The sequence below is a fragment of the Mesotoga sp. UBA6090 genome (assembly GCF_002435945.1).
Taxonomy (GTDB): domain Bacteria; phylum Thermotogota; class Thermotogae; order Petrotogales; family Kosmotogaceae; genus Mesotoga.
The window spans coordinates 38,574-59,345 of sequence record NZ_DIXC01000052.1; the positions used below are offsets into that span (position 1 = coordinate 38,574).

Annotated in this window: 18 protein-coding genes, 2 tRNA genes and 1 other annotated feature; all 20 genes read left to right on the forward strand. The window is 46.1% G+C overall.

Going from position 1 to position 20,772, the window contains the following annotated elements; all coding sequences use genetic code 11:
* Window positions 1-3 precede the first annotated feature (3 nt).
* A complete protein-coding gene (locus tag B3K42_RS07930) occupies window positions 4-438 on the forward strand; it encodes a SoxR reducing system RseC family protein (RefSeq protein WP_110990093.1) in 435 nt (144 codons plus the stop codon).
* Window positions 419-2,728: an endonuclease MutS2 gene (locus B3K42_RS07935; RefSeq protein ID WP_110990094.1), complete on the forward strand. Its 2,310-nt coding sequence runs from the start codon at window positions 419-421 to the stop codon at window positions 2,726-2,728. Before B3K42_RS07930 ends, B3K42_RS07935 begins: the two co-directional genes overlap by 20 nt.
* Window positions 2,729-2,736: 8 nt before the next feature.
* On the forward strand, window positions 2,737-3,078 hold the full coding sequence (gene acpS, locus B3K42_RS07940) for a holo-ACP synthase (RefSeq protein WP_258367179.1): 342 nt from the start codon (window positions 2,737-2,739) through the stop codon (window positions 3,076-3,078).
* Window position 3,079: 1 nt separating this feature from the next.
* The gene (gene ligA / locus B3K42_RS07945) at window positions 3,080-5,077 is read left to right on the forward strand and encodes an NAD-dependent DNA ligase LigA (protein ID WP_292598174.1); all 1,998 of its coding nucleotides are present in this window, start codon (window positions 3,080-3,082) and stop codon (window positions 5,075-5,077) included.
* Window positions 5,074-6,201, forward strand: coding sequence for a cysteine desulfurase family protein (locus B3K42_RS07950; protein ID WP_258367180.1), 1,128 nt, complete (start codon window positions 5,074-5,076; stop codon window positions 6,199-6,201). Before ligA ends, B3K42_RS07950 begins: the two co-directional genes overlap by 4 nt.
* 57 nt (window positions 6,202-6,258) lie before the next feature.
* Window positions 6,259-7,131 (forward strand): YicC/YloC family endoribonuclease, encoded by an 873-nt coding sequence (locus B3K42_RS07955; RefSeq protein ID WP_110990105.1) that lies wholly within the window; start codon window positions 6,259-6,261, stop codon window positions 7,129-7,131.
* A 12-nt stretch (window positions 7,132-7,143) separates the two neighbouring features.
* A complete protein-coding gene (locus tag B3K42_RS07960) occupies window positions 7,144-7,443 on the forward strand; it encodes a DUF370 domain-containing protein (protein WP_014730503.1) in 300 nt (99 codons plus the stop codon).
* On the forward strand, window positions 7,440-8,057 hold the full coding sequence (gmk, locus tag B3K42_RS07965; RefSeq protein ID WP_110990104.1) for a guanylate kinase: 618 nt from the start codon (window positions 7,440-7,442) through the stop codon (window positions 8,055-8,057). Before B3K42_RS07960 ends, gmk begins: the two co-directional genes overlap by 4 nt.
* A complete protein-coding gene (gene rpoZ, locus B3K42_RS07970) occupies window positions 8,054-8,287 on the forward strand; it encodes a DNA-directed RNA polymerase subunit omega (protein WP_110990103.1) in 234 nt (77 codons plus the stop codon). Before gmk ends, rpoZ begins: the two co-directional genes overlap by 4 nt.
* 96 nt (window positions 8,288-8,383) lie before the next feature.
* Window positions 8,384-8,459: transfer RNA gene (locus B3K42_RS07975), tRNA-Thr, on the forward strand.
* A 15-nt stretch (window positions 8,460-8,474) separates the two neighbouring features.
* Window positions 8,475-8,561, forward strand: a tRNA-Tyr gene (locus tag B3K42_RS07980).
* A 29-nt stretch (window positions 8,562-8,590) separates the two neighbouring features.
* Complete coding sequence (gene rpmG / locus B3K42_RS07985; protein WP_110990102.1) at window positions 8,591-8,758, forward strand: 50S ribosomal protein L33; 168 nt, start codon at window positions 8,591-8,593, stop codon at window positions 8,756-8,758.
* A 35-nt stretch (window positions 8,759-8,793) separates the two neighbouring features.
* On the forward strand, window positions 8,794-9,000 hold the full coding sequence (secE, locus tag B3K42_RS07990) for a preprotein translocase subunit SecE (RefSeq protein WP_110990101.1): 207 nt from the start codon (window positions 8,794-8,796) through the stop codon (window positions 8,998-9,000).
* Window positions 9,001-9,025: 25 nt separating this feature from the next.
* A complete protein-coding gene (gene nusG, locus B3K42_RS07995; protein ID WP_110990100.1) occupies window positions 9,026-10,093 on the forward strand; it encodes a transcription termination/antitermination protein NusG in 1,068 nt (355 codons plus the stop codon).
* Between the two features lie 53 nt (window positions 10,094-10,146).
* The gene (rplK, locus tag B3K42_RS08000; protein ID WP_110990099.1) at window positions 10,147-10,572 is read left to right on the forward strand and encodes a 50S ribosomal protein L11; all 426 of its coding nucleotides are present in this window, start codon (window positions 10,147-10,149) and stop codon (window positions 10,570-10,572) included.
* Between the two features lie 12 nt (window positions 10,573-10,584).
* Window positions 10,585-11,283 (forward strand): 50S ribosomal protein L1, encoded by a 699-nt coding sequence (rplA, locus tag B3K42_RS08005; RefSeq protein ID WP_110990098.1) that lies wholly within the window; start codon window positions 10,585-10,587, stop codon window positions 11,281-11,283.
* An 11-nt stretch (window positions 11,284-11,294) separates the two neighbouring features.
* Window positions 11,295-11,414 (forward strand) — a sequence feature (ribosomal protein L10 leader region).
* Between the two features lie 8 nt (window positions 11,415-11,422).
* Window positions 11,423-11,965, forward strand: a complete 543-nt coding sequence (gene rplJ, locus B3K42_RS08010) for a 50S ribosomal protein L10 (RefSeq protein WP_110990097.1) — start codon at window positions 11,423-11,425, stop codon at window positions 11,963-11,965.
* Between the two features lie 21 nt (window positions 11,966-11,986).
* Window positions 11,987-12,373 (forward strand): 50S ribosomal protein L7/L12, encoded by a 387-nt coding sequence (gene rplL, locus B3K42_RS08015; RefSeq protein ID WP_292598187.1) that lies wholly within the window; start codon window positions 11,987-11,989, stop codon window positions 12,371-12,373.
* A gap of 105 nt (window positions 12,374-12,478) precedes the next feature.
* Window positions 12,479-16,003, forward strand: a complete 3,525-nt coding sequence (locus tag B3K42_RS08020; protein WP_292598189.1) for a DNA-directed RNA polymerase subunit beta — start codon at window positions 12,479-12,481, stop codon at window positions 16,001-16,003.
* Window positions 16,004-16,043: 40 nt separating this feature from the next.
* A complete protein-coding gene (locus tag B3K42_RS08025) occupies window positions 16,044-20,738 on the forward strand; it encodes a DNA-directed RNA polymerase subunit beta' (protein ID WP_110990110.1) in 4,695 nt (1,564 codons plus the stop codon).
* The last annotated feature ends 34 nt before the right edge of the window (window positions 20,739-20,772 follow it).

A 20,772-nucleotide genomic window follows, 5' to 3' on the forward strand; every position in this document is an offset into this window, starting at 1 on the left:
AATATGAGAGAGTTGGCTGTTGTGAAGGAGCTTGAAGGAGATATGGTGCTCCTCGAAAAAGCTCGTACCGAGGCCTGTTCGACTTGCGGCTCGAAGAATAGTTGCAGTGTCTCGTTAAGCGAGAAGAAAGTTACTATAAAGGCAATGAAAAATGGAGTGGAGGTTCATTCGGGAGATACAGTTGAGATCGAGACGGGAAATTTGAGTGCAACCAGAGTGTCCATGATTGTATACGGAATTCCCCTTGCTGTTTTCCTAGTCACGCTCATAGCGATGAATACGATTTTGGGATCCGAGGTACTTGCCCTCGGAACTGCCTTTGCTTCCATAGTGGTGGTCTATGCTCTAATCGCAGTCTATGACAAAAAAAACAGAGAGAAACTCATGCCGAAGATTATCAGGAAGGTGGAGCTGCCGGATGGATTCATTGTTCGATGAAGATGCTCTTCGATTGCTGGAGTTTGACAAAGTTCTTGGCGATATTTCTGAAAAGGCAATTTCCAGGTACGGAAAAGAGAGGATAAAGGCTCTTAAGCCACTGGTCGAGGATACCGGACTTCTCTACAGAAGAGTTAGCGAGTTTGACATGATACTGATGAGGGAAGGTGAGCCACCCTTCTCGGTCTTTCATGATCTCAACGATTATATAGGCAAGGTTAAGCGGGGATTCAGTCTCGGCGGGGAAGAGCTTTTCAGGAGCGCCGTGACAATGGAAAACATTTGTCGTTTGAAGGAGTTCTTCGATCGTGTTTCTCAAGACTTCCCTGCTGTGAGCGAGGTAGTAGCGCTTCTCGGCTGTGAACGCGGATTCATAGGCGATGTCAGAAAGAAGATCTCAGAGGACGGACAGATTAAGGACAACGCTTCTCCCGTCTTGAAGGAGATTAGAAATGAACTTAGGAGCCTTGCCAGGAACCTCAGGGGAAGGCTTGATTCGATAATGAACAGGTACAAGGACAGTCTGACAGACAGTTTGGTACTCAGCAGGGAAGGAAGATACGTTTTACCACTTTCGGCAGGCAAGAAGAATGAGTATCAGGGTGTCATTCACGGTTCTTCGGGCAGCGGTGCAACAGTCTATTTTGAGCCTCAGGAGCTCATTGCTCTAAACGACTCGATGAGAATTCTTCAATCTAGAGAAGAAGAGGAAATCAGAAGAATATTGAGAGAACTAACAACCCTTTTCTTTAGCACATTTGAAAGACTCGAGCCATCACTGGAGGCCCTTGGAATTCTGGATGCGCTTTACGCTGCCTGCAGATTCGCAAAGAAGAGAAATGGGGTCTTCATTGGACCGTCACTTTCAAGGCGTTTTTATCTCAAAGATGCCAGGCACCCTCTTATCAATGATGAAAACGTGGTCCCGATTACGTTCACAATGGAAGAAGGGATAAGTGGAGTATTCATTACGGGTCCCAACACAGGGGGAAAGACGGTTGCAATGAAGACGATAGGTCTCGCAGTGCTTCTCATGCTTTGCGGTCTTCCCGTACTTGCGGACCAATCATCGGAGATCCCCTTCTTCAGGAGGCTGTTTGCGGACATCGGGGACGAGCAGTCCATCGAGCAGAGTCTGAGCACTTTCTCGTCTCACATATCCAGGATAATAAGAATAATCGGAAGCGCTGAAGGTGACTCTCTTGTGTTGCTTGATGAATTGGGCGCCGGGACCGATCCTGTTGAGGGATCGGCTCTGTCGATAGCGATAATCGAAAGGCTGCTGGAGAAGTCCAGGCTGATCCTTACGACTCACTTGACTCCGATTAAGCTCTATGCCATGGAACGCTCAGACGTAGAGAATGCAAGTGTCGAGTTTGATGTTTCGAGCCTCAGGCCGACTTACAGGCTGCTGATGGGTATTCCCGGCTCGTCAAATGCCATCGAAGTTTCGAAAAGGCTGGGGCTGCCGCCGGAGATAATAGAAAGAGCCCGTTCATACATGGATAGTGAAGCCAGAGACCTCGAGGCGGTAATTGGCAAACTTCACAGAGAAAGATCGTCACTGGAAGAAGAAAGAAGGGGTCTTCTCAAGACGAGAAATGAACTTGAAGAAAAGGTTCAGGAGTTCGAAGAGAAGCTTTCGATGATCAAAGAGAAACGATACCGCGAAGTAAGCAGAGAAATCGATGAACTTGAGGAAAGACTGGGTTCCATAATCAAAGATATAGAAAGAGCAATCAGCCAGTCGAGGTCGTCGAGTGAAAGAGACAAAGTTGCGGCAGTTAAACGCCTGAACGAACTGAAGAGGGAAGTTGAACTCTTTGGAAGCGCTGCTACTGATAAGGGAGATTCGGTGATTCCAGCTATTGGTGACTCGGTGAAGCTAATAGACAGCGGCGCAGAAGGGACAGTTCGTGAATTTGATGGAGACAGAGTAGTTATTGACTCGGGGAAAATCACATTGAAGGTTCCGTTGTCGCGGGTCCAAGTTATAGGAAAAGTCACTGCTGAATCCGGTTTGTCATCTCTTGAATTAGAGAACCAGAGCATAAGTCAGGAAATAGATATCAGAGGCAGTATCACCGAGGATGTTCCGATAATTATCGACGACTTTCTTCAAATGCTGAAGACAAATGGTAAGAAGCAGGGTTACATAATTCATGGAAAGGGTACTGGCAAGCTTGCTGAAGGGGTATGGAGCTACTTGAGGCGTACAAGAGGCGTTAAGAGCTTCAGAATTGGAACGCCTTCAGAAGGCGGGAGCGGCGTCACCGTTGTGGAGGTCTGAGAAGGATTATGCGTACTGGGATCGACATCATCAATATTTCGCGTATGACGGAAGGCGTTGCAAAGAGAATTCTCGGGAAGGAAGAAAGAGAGATCTTTGACGGTTTAGGGAATGAACGTAGAAGGATGGAGTTTGCTGCCGGCCGTTTCGCAGCCAAAGAGGCATTTGTAAAGGCATCGGGGCGTAAGGACATTGAGTTTTCGAAGATTCAGTTTTTGGTCGACGAAGAGGGAAGACCGATTCCCTCTGAAGAACTGAAGCGGCTACTGAGTAACGTCGATCTGACGGTCAGCATCTCTCACGAGCGAGAATATGCCGTAGCAGTCGTGATCCTCTTCGGGAGGGGTTAACGTGATTCCATTTGAAGAGGCAAAGAGGAAAATCGAAGAGCTGAGAAAAGAGATTGATCGCCATGCTCATAAATACTACGTTCTCGATGATCCAGAGATATCTGATGTTGAATACGATCGTCTAATGAAGGAGCTTACTGAACTTGAAGATCAATACCCTGAACTGAAGACTCCTGATTCACCAACAGTACGGGTTGGTTTGAGGCCAATTGATTCCTTCAAAGAGGTAGTTCATGAGCATAGACTGTTCTCCCTGGACAACACTTATTCAGCGGAGGAGGTAATGCAGTTCGACAAAAGGATCAGAGAGGCACTGAACGTTAATTCGGTACAATATGTCTGTGAACTCAAAATTGATGGGCTTTCTATCTCTCTGAAGTACGAAAACGGTTTGCTTCTGAGAGGTGCAACGAGAGGAAACGGTTTTGTCGGAGAGGACGTTACCGAGAATATCAAAGCTATCAAATCCATTCCCCTCAGATTGAGGAAGGACCTTTCGATAGAATTGAGGGGAGAGGTGTATTTACCAAAGGATGTCTTCAACGAGCTCAACAGAGTTCGTGCAGAGAGTAATCTTCAGTTGTTTGCAAATCCTCGAAACGCTGCCGCCGGAACGCTCAGGCAGCTCGATCCCAGGGAAGTATCCAAACGAAAGCTGAGTGCATTTTTCTACCAGATTGTTGAACCCGAAAGGTTTGGACTGAAGAGCCAGAGTGAACAGCTTGAGTTTCTGAGGACAATCGGGCTGAAAGTTGAGCCGAATTTCGAAATAGCAGACGGCACAGAAGACGTGATCGAATTCTGGAAGAAATGGTCCGGATTGAAATCCAGTCTGAACTATGCGGTTGACGGAACGGTAGTGAAAGTGGAAGATCTTCATTTGCAGCAAGAACTGGGGTACACTACGAAGGCACCCAGGTGGGCCATAGCCTTTAAGTTCCCGGCCGAACAAGCCACTACGAAGCTTAAGGGTGTAACTCTGGGAGTAGGAAGGTTGGGCACAATAACGCCTGTAGCTGAACTTGAACCAGTTCAGCTGGCCGGAACCACCGTCAGAAGAGCAAGTATGCATAATTTCGACTTTGTCCGTGAAAAGGATATAAGAATCTTTGACACAGTAATTGTGGAAAAGGCGGGCGAAATCATTCCGCAGATAGTGAAAAGCGTCCCCGACAAGAGAACCGGCGAGGAGCAACGAATCGATCCCCCTTCACAATGCCCGGTCTGCGGCGGACAGGTTGGAAAAGAGAGAGAGGAAGACGTGGCGCTGAAATGTCTGAACCCCGCCTGTCCCGCGAAGCTTAGCAGAAGGATACAGTTTTTCTGTTCCAGAGATGGAATGGACATTGAAGGGCTTGGAGAAAAACTTGTGGAGCGGATCGTTGAAGCCGATCTTGTGAAGAGGCCTTCTGATCTCTACAAGATAAGTGAAGACGATCTTCTCGAGCTGGGAGCGGGAATCGGCGAAAAGACGGCAGCCAAACTTATCGAAGCCATCGAGAAGAGCAGGAAGAATCCTCTTTTCAAGCTGATCACCGGACTCGGTATCCCCGGCGTAGGTTCGAAGCTTGCAAGAGACCTTTCAAACCACTTCGGAAGTCTTCAAGCAGTAATCTCTGCTAGCGAGAAGGAACTGAAGGAAATTTCCGGTATCGGCGAACAGCTTGCTTCAGACATAAGAAACTACTTGTCTGCGGCTGGTGTAAGAGAAGAGATTGAGGAACTAATGAAATATGTAAACACACAAGAGGAAAGCGTAGGCGGAATCAAACCTTTAAAAGGATTGAAGTTTGTGGTCACCGGTACACTTCCCAACTATTCTAGAAAGGGAATTCAGGAAAAGATAATTGAACTTGGAGGAGAGGTTGTTTCGAGTGTTTCGAAGAATACAGATTACCTTCTTGTGGGTGAGAATCCCGGCTCAAAAGAGGGAAAGGCCCGTTCTCTCGGAATAAAGATAATTGGTGAAAAGGAGTTCGAGGAGATGGTTAAGTCTTGATCCGCTATTTCGACAACAATGCCACAACTCAGATGGAAAGAGACCTTGCCGAACTGATGGCAAGTTTGTGCGAGGAAGAATATGCAAATCCTAATTCCATGCATTCTTTTGGTGTGAAGCAGGCTCGCCGCCATGAAGAAGCCAGGGAGAGAGTGGCACGCTGTCTCTCGGTTGACCCCAGGGAGATATTCTTCACTTCATGTGCAACTGAGACGATAAACTGGATTCTCAGGTCCAGCATTTTCTTCAGGGGCAAGAGGAAGAAGATTGTCACAACTTCAATTGAACACAAGGCGGTTCTCAACACTCTTAAAGATCTGAAGACAATTTCGAACATTGAGTATTATGAGGTTGCACCGGAAAGCGATGGAATTGTGAGCGTCGACAAGCTCCTCAATGAGGTTGATGATGAGACTTTTCTTGTCTCCGTTATGGCTGCAAACAACGTAACCGGTTCAATTCAGCCTTATGAGGAGATTGGCAAAGCTTTGAGAGAAAGAGGCGTTCTCTACCATGTAGATGCAGTTCAGACAATAGGTAAAATACCCTTCAATCTGCAGAAGGGCTTCTGTGACTATGCTTCATTTTCTGCCCATAAGTTTCATGGTCCGAAGGGAGTCGGAATGGCATTCGTGAAACGCGGATCGCCTATTAAGCCCTTTATCACTGGCGGAGGACAGGAGAGGGGTATGCGCGCAGGGACTCAGAACGTACCGGGTGCTCTGGTTACTTCGATAGCAATGCAGAGAGCAATTGAGAATATGGATACGTCATCCAGAAGACTTAGAGATTTCCAGCAACAGATTGTTGAGAGCGTGAAGGCTCTTGGCGGCGCTGTGAATACTCCTGAGGATTCAGTCTCTAACACAGTTAATGCATCTTTTGCAGGTATTAGGTCGGAGGTTCTGGTTAATGCTCTCTCTGAAGAAGGTGTATATCTGGGGACTTCTTCGGCGTGTTCTTCCAGAAGCGATGGAGGTCAGTACGTTCTTGATGAAATGGGAGTTGATCCTTCACTTGCCTCCTGCTCAATCAGAATAAGCATGTCAAGATTCACCACGGAGGAAGATGTGGCGATTCTAGTAGAAACACTGAAGAAAACGGTTCCTCTTTTGAAATTTTAGCCACAAACGGTTATAATTGACTGTAATTAGATTTAACCGCCTTTGAGGTGATAATAGTTGCTCAGAAGTATGACCGGATATGCGAGGGCCGAAAGGAGACTTTACGGAATAAATGCTTTTGTAGAGTTGAAAACTGTAAATTCGAAGTACTTGAACGTTGATGTCAATATCGGGGATGCTTTCTCTGAGCTTGAAATGAATGTTAGCAGGTTAATAAAAGAAAATCTCAAGCGTGGAACTGTGAAGGCCAGAATCGATATTTCTCTGGTGGACAGTGATGACTTTCTTCAACCTGACTTTGGTATAGCCTCCTCAATCTACAATTCTCTCAGATTGATAAGAGATCGTTACGGACTTGCCGGAGAAGTCTCTGTAGATTCAATGGCGAGATTCAAGGAGATATTCAAGACCAGACCATCTGAAGACCTTGCAGAGAAGATATGGAATGTGATAGAAGGGCTCCTGATTGAAGCTGTGGATCAACTGAACATTGACAGGGAAAGGGAAGGACAGACCATGTCTCTCGCTTTGAACGAGTATCTCGATAGACTCGAGACCATTGCGGAAGAGCTCCAGGCCAATTCTGAGGATATGGTTCTGTACTATCGAGATTTCCTGAAGAAGAAATTAGAGCAGATTTCCGACAGCCAGCTCGATGACAACAGACTGGAACAGGAGGTAACGCTTCTTGCGGAAAAGGCAGATATTTCGGAGGAAATAGTCAGAATGATCTCTCATATCGAATCCTTTAGAAGTGTTATGCAGTCTGACAGAGAGAGTGGTGTGCAGCTTGATTTCATCTGTCAGGAGATGCACCGCGAACTGTCTACAGTTGCATCTAAATCGAAGAAACTGGTGATTACTAACCTCTCTGTCGAGGGAAGAACGCTGGTAAATAAACTCAGGGAACAAGTTCAGAACATAGAGTAGGAGGTGTTTCACTTGTACGGACTCATAAACGTCGGGTTCGGAAATGTTATCATCGGTGACAGAGTTATCGCAATTGTGAATCCCGAATCCGCACCACTGAAAAGGTTGAAGGAAGTGGCCAAGGATGAAGGAAAGCTAATCGATGCAACATACGGTAGAAAGACAAGAGCAATAGTCATCACTGATAGTAATCATATTATCCTTTCTGCAATTCAACCTGAGACAATCGCCTCTAGATTCATGCAGACATTCAGCGACATTGAAAAGCTCCTGGAAGATATCAGGGTATCTGGACAGAATTTTGAAGAATGAAAGGTATAGTCTTTGTGATGAGTGGTCCTTCGGGGGCCGGAAAGACCTCGATACTCAAAGAAGTACTTAAGTGCAATACAAATCTTGATTTCTCAGTGTCCTATACCACAAGAGAGAGACGTCCGGCTGAGATAGATGGAAAAGACTACATATTTGTTACCGAATCTGAATTTGGTAAGCTCTTGGAAGAGAATGAATTTCTTGAATGGGCAAAGGTTCATGGAAACTATTATGGAACGTCGAGAAATCAAGTGAAAAAGAGCGTGGACTCCGGTAGAGACATACTGCTTGACGTGGATATTCAGGGAGCGATGTCAGTAATGAAAGCACTGAAGGACGCCGTTTATATCTTTGTTGCTCCCCCATCTTATGGAGAGCTGATTCGGCGCCTCGAGTCAAGGGGAACGGAAAACATCGAATCGCTGAGAATGAGGTTGGAAGATGCAAAGTGGGAACTGGAACAGGTAAAACATTTTCAGTATCTTGTTGTTAACGATAATTTAAAACACTCGGTAAGTCAGTTTGAGGCAATCATCACCGCCGAAAGGCTACGAGTTGATAGAATTGTGAATGAAAAGGGAGAAAGATTCCTGTTTGAGGAGAAGAGTATATGATTGTTAACTATGATCTGCTTTTGAAGAGAATAAGGCACAAGTACGCGATTCCGGTGGCTGCCGCCAAGAGGGCCGAAGATCTTGAGGATTTCGGACGCCCGAAGCTAGATCCTGCGACAGTGAAAGCTGCCGGCGATAAGATTACTATTGCTTTGAAGGAGTTGGAAGAAGGTTATATCAGGATTAGGAATGAAGAGATGCTGATGATTCTGGTTCCGAAAGTGAAGTAACAGTTTCTTGCTTCCCTGACCTCAGAAGAGGAAATTTCTTAATTTGCCTTGTTGACAGGGATAAAGTCATTAGATATAATAAGTATCGTGCGTCGGGCCAACGTAGCTCAATCGGAAGAGCGGCTGATTTGTAATCAGCAGGTTGGGGGTTCAAGTCCCTTCGTTGGCTCCAAGGTTAACTATCGGTGGTAAGGTGCCCGAGTGGTCAAAGGGGGCGGACTGTAAATCCGCTGGCGGAACGCCTTCGGTGGTTCAAACCCACCCCTTACCACCATTAATTTTGCTACTGTTGAGGTGCAAGCAATGGCAAAGAAAACGAAGGGAAATAAGGTTCTTGTAACTTTGAAGTGTTCGGAGTGCGGTACGAGAAACTATTACAGATTCAAGAACCGCCAGAAGAAGTATAAGATTGACTCGAGTAAGTACTGCCCGAAGTGCAGAAAACATACCGAGCACAAAGAATCCAAGTAAGGTTGAGTCGTCTCAACTGAGTCAGGAGGAATCCCATGGCCAAGGCAAAGTTTTGGAAGTTTCTTTCCGAAGTAAGGAGCGAAGTTAAGAAGGTGACGTGGCCTAACAGGGAGCAGATGATCTCGTCTACTGGAGCAGTAATCGTCATTCTGATTGTAGTGGGAGCGTTTCTTGCGCTTCTCGATGTTATTTTCACGAATGCAATTGGGTCGCTTTTGAGTTTCTTGACAGGCGCTGTTTAATGCTGTTATCCGTTGGTGATTAGTTGTGCGGAAAAGATGGTTTATAATTCAAACTTACTCAGGCCTGGAAAACTCTATCAAAGAAGCAATTCAGATCAAGATAGAGTCTTTTGGCTTTTCGCACATGTTTGGAAAGATTCTTGTTCCAGAGGAAACTAAGCTTGACAGAACTAACGTTGCCGCGGAAAAGTATATCGTCCCTGCCAACGCAAAGCTTCTAGTTAAGGATAATCAAGACGTAGCTAAAGGAGACCCTGTAGCTGAAGAAGTAGAAATCAAGGTTAAGAATGACGGTACAGTCGCGGAAATCAAAAACTACAGAGTAATCTTCATTGAGACTGCCGACAGGCGCTATACCAAAACCTATTACATTCCCGAAAGTGCAAAGATTGAGACAGGCATTAAGACTGGAGCCAGGATTAGGCAGGGAATGCCTCTTGCAAAGCAGGGCGAGTTTTTCTGTGAATTGGACGGAAAGATTGTCTATACACAGAAGATGAAGCGAATCGTTGTTGAAAAGGAAAACGGCGATGAAGACGTCTATCTGGTACATCCGGATAGTTATGATTCAAGGATTGCAAAGAAAGGAAATCTCGTAAAACGCGGGCAGCTGTTTGGTGAGACAAGAAAGATTTTCTCTAAGACCGAAGGAAGAGTGGAAATCTCAGATCTTCCAGGAAGGAAAGAGATAAAGATTTTCAAGATCGTCAGAACCAGGCTATATCCCGGGTATGTCTTCATCGAGATGATAATGAATGAAGAGACGTGGAATGTTGTCAAGAATACTCCAAATGTTGTCAACTTCGTTTCGGTAGGAGGTCAGCCTGTACAGCTCAAGGAGAAAGAAATAAAGGCCTTGTTGAGGTTGGTAGGAATTGAAGAGTATGAAGAACATTCAGGCGGTCCAGTCAAGATAGAAGTTGACTTCGATATCGGCGAGGTCGTCAGAATCAATACAGGTCCATTTGAAGACTTTGTTGGAAAAGTGACAGGTCTAGATCCTGAAAGACAGGAATTGAAAGTTGTCGTTAGTATCTTTGGAAGAGAGACACCAGTTATCCTCAGTTTGTCTGAGGTTGAGAAAATAGTCTGATCTACGAAAAAGTGGGAGGGCTAAGCCCGTTAACCACAAGGAGGTAAGCAAATATGTCTAAGAAGGTCATTGCCCAAATCAAGCTACAGCTTGAAGCGGGGAAGGCAACACCAGCACCTCCAGTAGGACCGGCTCTCGGTCAGCATGGAGTGAATATCATGGGGTTCTGCAAGCAGTTCAATGCAGAGACTTCAGACAAAGCCGGTATGGTGCTGCCGGTAGTTATTTCGGTATATGCAGACAGATCCTTCAGTTTCATCCTCAAAACTCCACCCGCCAGCTTCCTTTTGCTTAAAGCCGCCGGAATCCAAAAGGGCTCTGGAGTTCCTAATCGTGACAAGGTTGGCAAGGTTACCAGGGCACAACTAGAAGAAATCGCGAAAGTCAAAATGCCCGATCTCAATGCCAGAACAGTCGATGCTGCTGCGAAGATTATTGCTGGAACTGCTCGCAACATGGGCATCGAAATCATGGGTTGAGGAGGGGTCTGAATGCCGGTTAGATCAAAGAGATACATTCAAGCTAGAAAGTCCGTCGACAGAGCCAGAGTTTACTCTGTAGAAGAGTCTATAGACTTGTTAAGGAGTTTTCCGCCAACTAAGTTTGATGAGACTGTTGAGATGCACATAAAGCTCGGAATCGATCCTTCAAAGTCTGATCAGCAGGTTAGGGGTACAATTTCCCTTCCTCATGGAACAGGAAAGGATGTACGGGTTCTGGTGTTTGCCAAAGGAGAGCAGGCAGATGTTGCCAGACTGGCCGGAGCGGACTTTGTGGGCTCGGATGATCTTGTTCAGCAGATTCAAGGTGGCTGGACAGATTTTGATGTCGCTATCGCTACTCCTGATATGATGAGGGACATAGGTAGACTGGGTAAGGTTCTTGGCCCGCGTGGCCTGATGCCATCTCCCAAGGCCGGAACTGTGACAACCGATGTCGAAGATGCAGTCAAGGGATTCAAAGCCGGGAGAATCGAAGTGAAGAACGACAAGACGGGTAATCTTCATCTACCTGTCGGAAAGAAGTCGTTTGAAAGTGAAAAACTGCGTGAGAACTTTGTCTCGGCTCTCAATCAGATTACAAGAATGAAGCCATCCGGTTCGAAAGGTAGATTCGTTCTGAGGGTCTTCCTTACAACGACGATGGGCGCTGGAATAAAGGTAGATTTCGTTAAAGAGACAGAGAAGTAGTCAAACACAAACAAGATATAAATTCATTGCCAAAGACAGTAGGTAATTAAGAGCGTAAGCCGCCTACCGAGGCGTGTAGAAGATATAGCCTTCTGCGGCCTCGATTGTGGGGCCGCTTTTCTGAAAGGAGGTGCGAGAAGTGCTAACCAGAGAAAGAAAAGAAGAAATCGTTGAAAGTCTATCAGAGGCCTACAAGAAGTCTTCTCTAATACTGTTCGCGGACTATAAGGGCATGAAGGTCGATGGAATCACTGCTTTCAGAGACAGACTTTATGAAAAGTACGAAGATAGAGCCCAGTTCACGATAAAGAAGAACACGCTGGTCAGGCTTGCTCTAAACAATGCCGGTTTTGACGAAAGCGAATGGAAAGACTCAATTACCGGTACGACGGCAGTGCTGACTGTGGATGATGAAGATCCGATCTCAGCGCTGAAGATAATAACTGATTTCAACAAAAACAATAAGACCTTGCCAGTCATAAAAGCAGGATTTCTTGAAGGGAAATACTTCACCGGAGACCGGTCTGCAGAACTTGCAAAATTGCCTTCGAGAGATCAATTGATTGCTATGGTTGTGGGAGGATTTGCTGCTCCTATAACCGGTCTTGTCTATACTCTGAATGGAGTGCTAACGAAGTTCCTGTATGCTCTAAATGCAATTAAGGATAAAAAAGCTGAATGATTCATGTGGAGGTGTGGTAAGATGACTAAGGAAGAACTAATAGTCACAATAAAAGGAATGACAGTAGCAGAGCTTTCTGAACTTGTGAAGGCCCTCGAAGAGGAATTTGGTGTCAGCGCTGCAGCCCCTATGGCTGTTGCGGCGGTGCCTGCAGCAGGTAATGGGGCAGACGAGGAAGAGGAAGAGCAGTCTGAATTCAAGGTTGTTCTGAAGTCTTTTGGAGCGAAGAAGATCGATGTTATTAAGGTCGTAAGAACCATAACCGGACTCGGACTAAAGGAAGCCAAGGATCTTGTTGAAAAGGCTGGAACGGCGGAAGGCGTTGTCAAAGAGAGCCTTCCAAAAGCGGAGGCAGAAGAACTGAAGAAGCAGCTTGAAGAAGCTGGCGCCGAAGTCGAACTGAAGTAATTGGGCAATTGTCTGGTTACATATTTTTTGTATAATAAAGACACCCACATCAGGGAAATCCTCTGATGTGGGTTTGGTGTGCTAAAACATACGAGAGGTGATCTGATGAGAAAGGCCAATTTTGGCAAACGAGAGCGGTGGGTATTTGGAAGAGTGCATGAACCTCTTGAAATCCCGAATCTCATTGAGATCCAGACTCGTTCCTTCGAGTGGTTCATAGATGAAGGTCTTCTGAGTGTTCTGAAGAAGTATTCCCCCATCAAGTCGCAGATCCAGCGTTCGGATCTCAAGAAGGGCGAGAAAGGCTTCTCTCTGGATTTTGTATCGACCAGAATAGGCGAGGCGAAACACTCCATTCAGGAGTGTAAAGACAAAGGTCTCACGTATTCAGTTCCGCTTTATGTGACTGTAAGAATCACCGACCTTTATACCGGAGAGATCAAGGAGGAAGAGGCCTTCTTTGGATACTTGCCTTTTATGACTGACAACGCCTCCTTCATAATCAACGGAGCGGAAAGAGTAATCGTCAATCAGCTCGTGAGGTCTCCAGGTGTCTATTTTGTTGATGAACCTACGAAGGCGGTATCGGGTTCTCTTCCCATTTATATTGCGCATTTTCTGCCTGTAAAAGGTGCGTGGTTTGAGATCCTCCTTAATCCCAACAAGCAAATAATGCAGGCTAGAATCGACAGAAGAAGAAAACTGAATTTTTTTGTCTTCCTGAAGGCTCTGGGTTACGAAAACGATCTCGATTTGCTCAGGCTTTTTGAAAGTGGCTATGATGGGTCGGACGAAGATGAATTACTCGCGAATGTTGGAAGTATGATACTTGAAGACATCAAGACTCCTGGCGGGGATCTGATAGCTGAAAAGGGAACGCTACTGACTGAAGATATTATCGCAAGAGCAATCGAGGCAGACGTAAAGACAATAAAGCTGCCGCTTCCCATTGCAATGAAGACTTTCATTGCCCTGCAGAAGACATACGGAGAAGGAATGACCGAGGATGACGCTTATATTGAACTTTTCAGAAAGCTCAGACCTGGTGAGATTCCTCGAATAAATGCCGCTAAGAGCTACATAACCAACCTATACTTCAGTCCCGACCGTTTCGACTTTTCCGATGTCGGCAGATACAAGGTCAACAGCAGGCTTAAGAAGGTCTATCAAGACTACCTGAAGGAATTTGAAGGAAGGAAAGTCTCAAAGGACACGGATTACGCAGAAGAGTCCAGTGTTCTTACCGTACTTGATGTGGTCCTTGCTGCAAGGCATTTAACAGAAATAGAAAGCCGCCCGGAACTTCTCGATACGAAGGACCACCTAGGAAACAAACGGGTTAGAACAGTGGGCGAACTCATGGAAACTGAATTTGAGAAGGCCTTCATCAAAATACATAAGCTACTCGAGGAGAAGCTTACCATCTATACTTCCTTTGACAAAATCGCGGTGCAGAGTCTCGTAAATGTAAGAACGCTGATGACCACGCTGCATCAATTCTTTGCAACGAGTCAGCTTTCTCAGTTCATGGACCAGGTCAATCCGCTTGCAGAGTTAACTAACAAGAGGAGACTTTCTGCCATTGGACCGGGAGGCTTGAAGAGAGAACACGCAAGATTTGAGGTTCGTGACGTTCATCACTCCCACTACGGTAGAATGTGTCCCATAGAGACCCCTGAAGGCGCCAATATTGGACTGATGACTTCAATGGCTACCTTTGCAAAGATAGACAAGTTCGGGTTTCTCCTGACTCCTTACAGAAAGGTTCAGAAGGGAGTAGCTAGTGACGATATTGTATATCTTGCCGCAGATGAAGAAGAGCGTTACAACATAGCTCACTCAACTATCGCCATGGACGCAAAAGGTCGTATTCTGGATGAAAACGTCGAAATTCGTTATGCAGGTGAGGTAAGGTATGTCAATAGGGAAGATGTTGACTACATGTCGGTCTCTCCCAAACAGATCGTTTCAATCTCGACTTCTTTGATACCGTTTCTGGAAAATGACGATGCCAATAGAGCATTAATGGGATCAAACATGCAAAGACAGGCCGTGCCCGTTATCAAATCCGAAGCTCCCATTGTTGGGACAGGTGTCGAAGGTGTGGCTGCCAGAGATTCAGGATATGTTGTTCTTGCAAAGCACAAGGGCAAGGTAATTAGTGTTGACGGGCGAAGAATTATCGTGCAGAGGCTAGATGAAAAAGGCAAGCCTGAGCTTGATGAGAAAGGAAAGCCAATCGAAGATGTTTATACTCTGTTCAAATTCGTGAGGACAAACCAGGACACTGCGGTAAACCAAAGACCGATAGTATCTGTTGGTGAGGAAGTAGAAAAAGGAGCTCCGATCGCGGACGGTCCCTCGACGGAAATGGGAGAGCTTGCCCTTGGGAAGAACGTGCTGGTAGCTTTCATGCCCTGGGAAGGGTATAACTTCGAAGATGCTATTTTGGTCAACCAGGAACTTCTAGAAGATGACACTTTCACGACTATCCACGTTGAGATGTATGAGACGATTGCGAGAGATACTCAGTTAGGTCCGGAAGAGATCACTGCCGATATTCCTAACGTGTCGAAGGAATCTCTCAAGAATCTCGATGAGAGCGGAATAGTCAGAGTAGGTGCTTATGTTACTTCACAAGACATTCTTGTTGGAAAAGTTACACCCAAAGGCGAATCCGAAACAACTCCTGAAGAGAAGATAATCAGGTCTGTTTTCGGAGATAGGGGAAGAGATGTGAAGGATTCATCCCTGAAACTTCCTCATGGCGTCGAGGGAAGAGTAATCGATGTCAAGGTCTTCGAAAAAGAAGAAGTATCTGAGCTCGGATCTGGCATAAACAAACTTGTCAAAGTATTCGTCGGAATCAGAAAGCCTCTGGATGTGGGTGACAAGCTTGCTGGAAGGCACGGTAACAAAGGCGTTGTTTCGAATGTTATACCGAAGGAAGACATGCCCTTCCTTCCAGACGGCACTCCAATCCAACTTGTGCTTTCTCCTCTAGGTGTCCCGTCGAGAATGAACGTGGGACAGGTACTTGAGACACATCTTGGCTGGCTGGGAAAGCTTACGAATCGCTATTTTGCAACTCCTATCTTTGACGGAGCCACAGAAGACGAAATCATGACCGAGCTTTATGAAGCCAGAAAGAAGTTCGGCCTTGAAGACGGAGATAGTGAAGATTTGAAGACCGGCAAGGTAACCTTGAGAGATGGACGCACCGGCAGTCCTTTTGACTTCCCGATTGTTGTGGGAATCATGTACATGCTTAAACTCGTTCATATAGCAAAGGATAAGATTCACGCAAGATCTACAGGTCCTTACTCCCTCATTCATCAGCAACCTCTTGGTGGAAAGGCTCACTTTGGCGGTCAAAGATTCGGCGAGATGGAGGTCTGGGCGCTTGAAGCCTATGGAGCGGCCCACACTTTGAATGAGATGCTGACGATAAAGTCTGATGACATCAAAGGAAGGAACGATGTCTATAAGGCAATACTGAAGGGAATTAACATACCAGAACCAGGTATACCGGAAAGTTTCAAAGTTCTTATAAAAGAGCTCCAGGGACTCTCTCTCGACGTCAAGGTTTTTGATCAGAACAATGTCGAGCTGGATGTGGATAAATTATGAGAATCAACAAAAGGGAGCTACCCCTCAAGGAGGGAAGCAGATGCCAGTAAGCACATACAAGAGAAAGGTCAGTAAGCTGGAAATTGATATTGCCTCACCGGACAGAATCAAGGGCTGGTCAAGCGGGGAAGTAAAGAAGCCCGAGACGATCAATTATCGTACATTCAAACCGGAAAGAGACGGACTTTTCTGTGAGAAGATCTTCGGACCGACTAAAGACTACGAGTGTACATGCGGCAAGTACAAGGGAAAGAAGTACGAGGGAACCGTATGTGAACGCTGCAGTGTACGAGTCGAGTCTAAAGAAGCTCGCAGAAGGAGGATGGGCCACATCGAGCTGGCCGCTCCTGTCACACACGTTTGGTATTTGAAGAGTGCACCTAGTGTTCTGTCATCACTTCTTAACATTCCTGCGAAAGATCTCGAAAACATAATCTACTATGGATCGAAGAGAGTCATTGAAAGGCTGTATGTGGTAACAGATCCGAAGGAGACGGATTTCTTCCCCGGAATGACGATGTACCAGACTGAATATGAGATCTATACAAAGAAGCTCAGCTTTGAAGTCGAGCAGGGCTACAAGGTAAAGGCTCCTCACGGACCGGTTACGGCAGACATTGACGGTAAAGTCACTATCGAGAGAATCGACAGCAGTACCGAGAGAGAACTGAACTGGGTAATCGTCAAGGACGAGACGGGAATTGAGAAAAAATACCCGGTTTTCGAAGGTGCCCTTATATATGTTCAAAATGAGGACGAAGTTCATAAGGGTGACACCCTTGCCGACAGATTCCTTTTTGAGGATGAAGTTCTTTCCGCTACAGAGTACAAGATCTTTGACGAATATTATCCAGGAAAATTCGAAGTGGAGACGGATACCGAGAGCGACAGGCCGATAGTAATAATAACGGAAATCGACCCCGAAGTTTCCGAAGAGACGGGCAGGACAATCGGAGAAGTCTTGATAGAAAATGAGTACGAGGCGTACAAAGAGCTTTATCCTGGAAAGGTAACCTGTGATTACGGAGCGGCCGCGATTAAGAAGCTGTTGCATGGAATTGATCTGGAAGAACTGCAGGTTGCCATTGAACTGGAACTGAAGTCTATTCCAAAGAGCAGTGCGAGAGCTCTTAAACTTCTTAGAAGGTTGAAGTACGTCAAGGACTTCATTGCCTCAGAGAACAGGCCGGAATGGATGGTTATGGACGTTGTGCCGGTAATCCCGCCGGACCTTCGGCCTATGATTCAGATCGAAGGCGGAAGATTTGCAACTACGGATCTGAACGACCTGTACAGGAGAGTCATTAATAGGAACAACAGGCTTGCAAAACTTCTGCAGATCGGAGCTCCCGACATAATAATCAGAAATGAAAAGAGGATGCTTCAGGAGGCTGTTGACTCCCTCATATACAACGGGAGAGTTGGAAAGGCAGTATCCGACAAATCGGGCAGGCCATTGAAGTCTCTTACCGACCTGGTCAAAGGCAAGAAGGGAAGATTCAGGAGAAATCTGCTTGGAAAGCGAGTAGATTACTCCGGTCGAGCAGTTATCGTCGTCGGACCCGATTTGAAGATTCACGAGTGTGGAATCCCGAAGAGAGTGGCAATGGAGTTGTTCAAGCCGTTTGTTCTCTCTAAGCTCCTTCACGGCAGCGAATCAAGCAAGACAGCAAGAAAACTCAAGAAAACGATCATAGAGAAGGAAATGCCCGAAGCCTGGGAAGTCCTCGAAGATGTGATCAAGGGACATCCGGTTCTCCTCAATAGAGCACCGACTCTTCACAGGATATCCATACAGGCTTTCATACCCAGGTTGGTCGAAGGAAACGCGATTCAGCTTCATCCGCTTGTGTGTGCCCCATTCAACGCAGACTTTGACGGAGATCAGATGGCAGTTCACGTTCCCTTGTCCGCAGCTGCCCAGGCAGAGGCAAAGTTTCTCATGCTCAGCAGATACAACGTGATTTCCCCAGCAAGCGGGAAACCCATTTCGATGCCTGGCAAGGACATAATAGTCGGCGTGTATTACCTGACAACTGTGGGTCATGATCATGAGAAGAAAGAGAAAGAAGTCATGGATTACTACTCAGCCCTTCTCAAAGATGAAAAGATTTCCGATGTTGAAGCGAGAAGGATGGTCAGGGAAAAGGCTCTTGAATGGGTTGATTGGAAGTTCTCCTCTCCAGGAGAAGCGCTTCTTGCTTACGACATGGAATATATATCACTTCACGATCCTATTCTTGTTCAGCTGGATCCCTCATCCGGAGAGCTCACACTGACAACGGTAGGAAGGATAATATTCAACACAATAGTTCCCGAAAAGCTCAGAGACTACACGAAGAAGTTCAACAAGAAAGCTATAAAAAAGTTGATCTACGACTGCTTCCACGAATACGGAATTGATAGGACGGCAGATCTTCTGGACGATATGATGTCTCTTGGTTTCCATTACGCCACTGCTTCGGGGCTGACCATATCGATAAATGATATCGTTGTTTATCCCCAGAAGGACGAAGTCATCGATGCAGCTCAAGAGAGAGTAGACCAGATCGAGAACCTTTATAAGTCGGGATTCTTGACTGAAGATGGTAGAACCCAGGAGATAATTAGAATCTGGTCCGATACGACTCAGGAGATAATGGAAAAGACGTACACGGAGTTCGAGAAGTATCCATTCAATCCAATTTACATGATGGTCGATTCAGGAGCCAGGGGTAACATCGACCAGCTGAAACAACTTGCTGGTATGCGAGGTCTGATGGCCGATCCATCAGGAAAGACGATTGAAGTACCTATAAAATCGAATTTCAGGGACGGACTAACAGAGCTAGAGTTCTTCACATCCACTCACGGGGCGAGAAAGGGTTCGGCCGATACGGCTCTTCGAACGTCGTTCGCAGGTTACCTCACCAGAAGACTAGTCGATGTCTCCCAGACAATAACCGTTACTACACCGAACTGCGGTACTCACGAAGGTATCGAGGCCGTTGAACTCATGGCGGACGGTGTAACGATTGAGAAACTCGAAGAGTTCCTCTTTGGAAGGGTTCTTGCGGCCGATGTTATCAATCCTCTGACGGGGAAGGTCTTGAAAAACGAGAAGACTGGAAAGGAATACTTCCGCGATACGATGATTAGAGATGAAGATGCCGCATTCCTTTCAAACTACAGAGCCAGTGTCGAAGTTGCCCGCGAAGAGATATTGAGTATTCCGAAGGTGACCAGGCTCATAAACTATACCGAACTGAACGAGAATATCACAATCAATGACAAGGAATATAAAGCAGGCACCCATATCGGCAGTGATCTTCTCCACCAGCTCAAGAATTCCGAAGTCGAGGAAGTGAAGGTAATTACCTTCCCATGCGTGGGTCAGATTTTTGCAGGCGATCCCGTAAAGAATAGCAGTAAAGAGATGCTTGTGAAGTATCAGGAGAAAGTTGACGAGCTTACGGCTAAGAAGCTGCAGAAGAACGAAATAGTCAAAGTCTACGTCCGTCCGACAATAAAGGTCAGATCCGTATTAACTTGCGAATCGGATAGTGGAGTATGTGCTATGTGTTACGGAATGGATCTTTCAAACCACGAGATTGTCAACGTTGGAGAATCCGTTGGTGTGGTCGCCGCTCAGTCAATCGGTGAGCCAGGTACACAGCTCACAATGAGGACGTTCCACACTGGAGGTATAGCCACGGGACAGGACATAACCAGAGGTCTTCCACGTGCAGAGGAATTGTTCGAGGCCCGAAAGAAACTCAAGGATCCTGAGGCGCTCTTTATAGAAAAGGGTGATAGCGGTTTCGTGAAGGATCTCGTCTCTGACGACAAGGGAAGAAGAAAGGTCTACATTGAAACAAAGACTGGTGGCATCAGTGAATACGATCTCTCCTCGAGCATCAAACCCAAGATCGAGATCGGCGACAAGGTCACCGAAGGACAGGCAATAACAACGGGAACCATAAGGCCAAGGAAACTGATGGAAAAGCTGGGTCTCGTTCAGACAGCGCTTTATCTTCTCACCGAGATCAAACGAGTCTATGCAGAACAGGGTGTCGAAATTCACGACAAGCACTTTGAGCTGATAATAAGACAGATGCTTTCGAAAGTTGAAGTCACGGATCCCGGAGACACCGACTTCCTGCCGGGAGACCTCCTAGACATTGTCGAAATCAGAAAAATAAACAAGACAATAGATGAAGCAAACAGCAGAGTCGGAGAAAACAGAGAGTATGTAATCGATAAGAGATTGGCAAGGAGAGTCCTTGGCGAAGATGAAGATGGAAAGATACAGAAGATAGCCGCTGAGGGGGAACCAATAAGTGAAGAACTGCTTAACAAGATACTGAAAAGCAGCATAAAGCAGATACTCATTTTTGATGTCGACGAAGATAATTATCAGAAGCTTGTCAATGACTTCAATCCCGACACCATAATTCCCGAGAAGAAGATCCAGATCATGCCGAAGGATCCGATAAAGTTCAAGCGAAAGCTTCTCAGGATTACCAAGGCATCTCTTGAGAGTGAAGGTTGGCTATCTGCTGCATCATTCCAGCAAACGCCGCAGATTCTTACCGAGGCATCTGTAGCAGGGAAGTCAGATTTCCTGCAGGGACTGAAGGAAAACGTAATCGTGGGCCAGCTGATACCCGCAGGGACTGGTCTTGATATGTATGCTAATCTGCAGGTTGAAGAGGCAGCGATACCCTCACAGTTCAAGGAAGAGGAGCTGGCCTGATCTAAGCGGAACTATTTATATTGGCGGAAAGCGC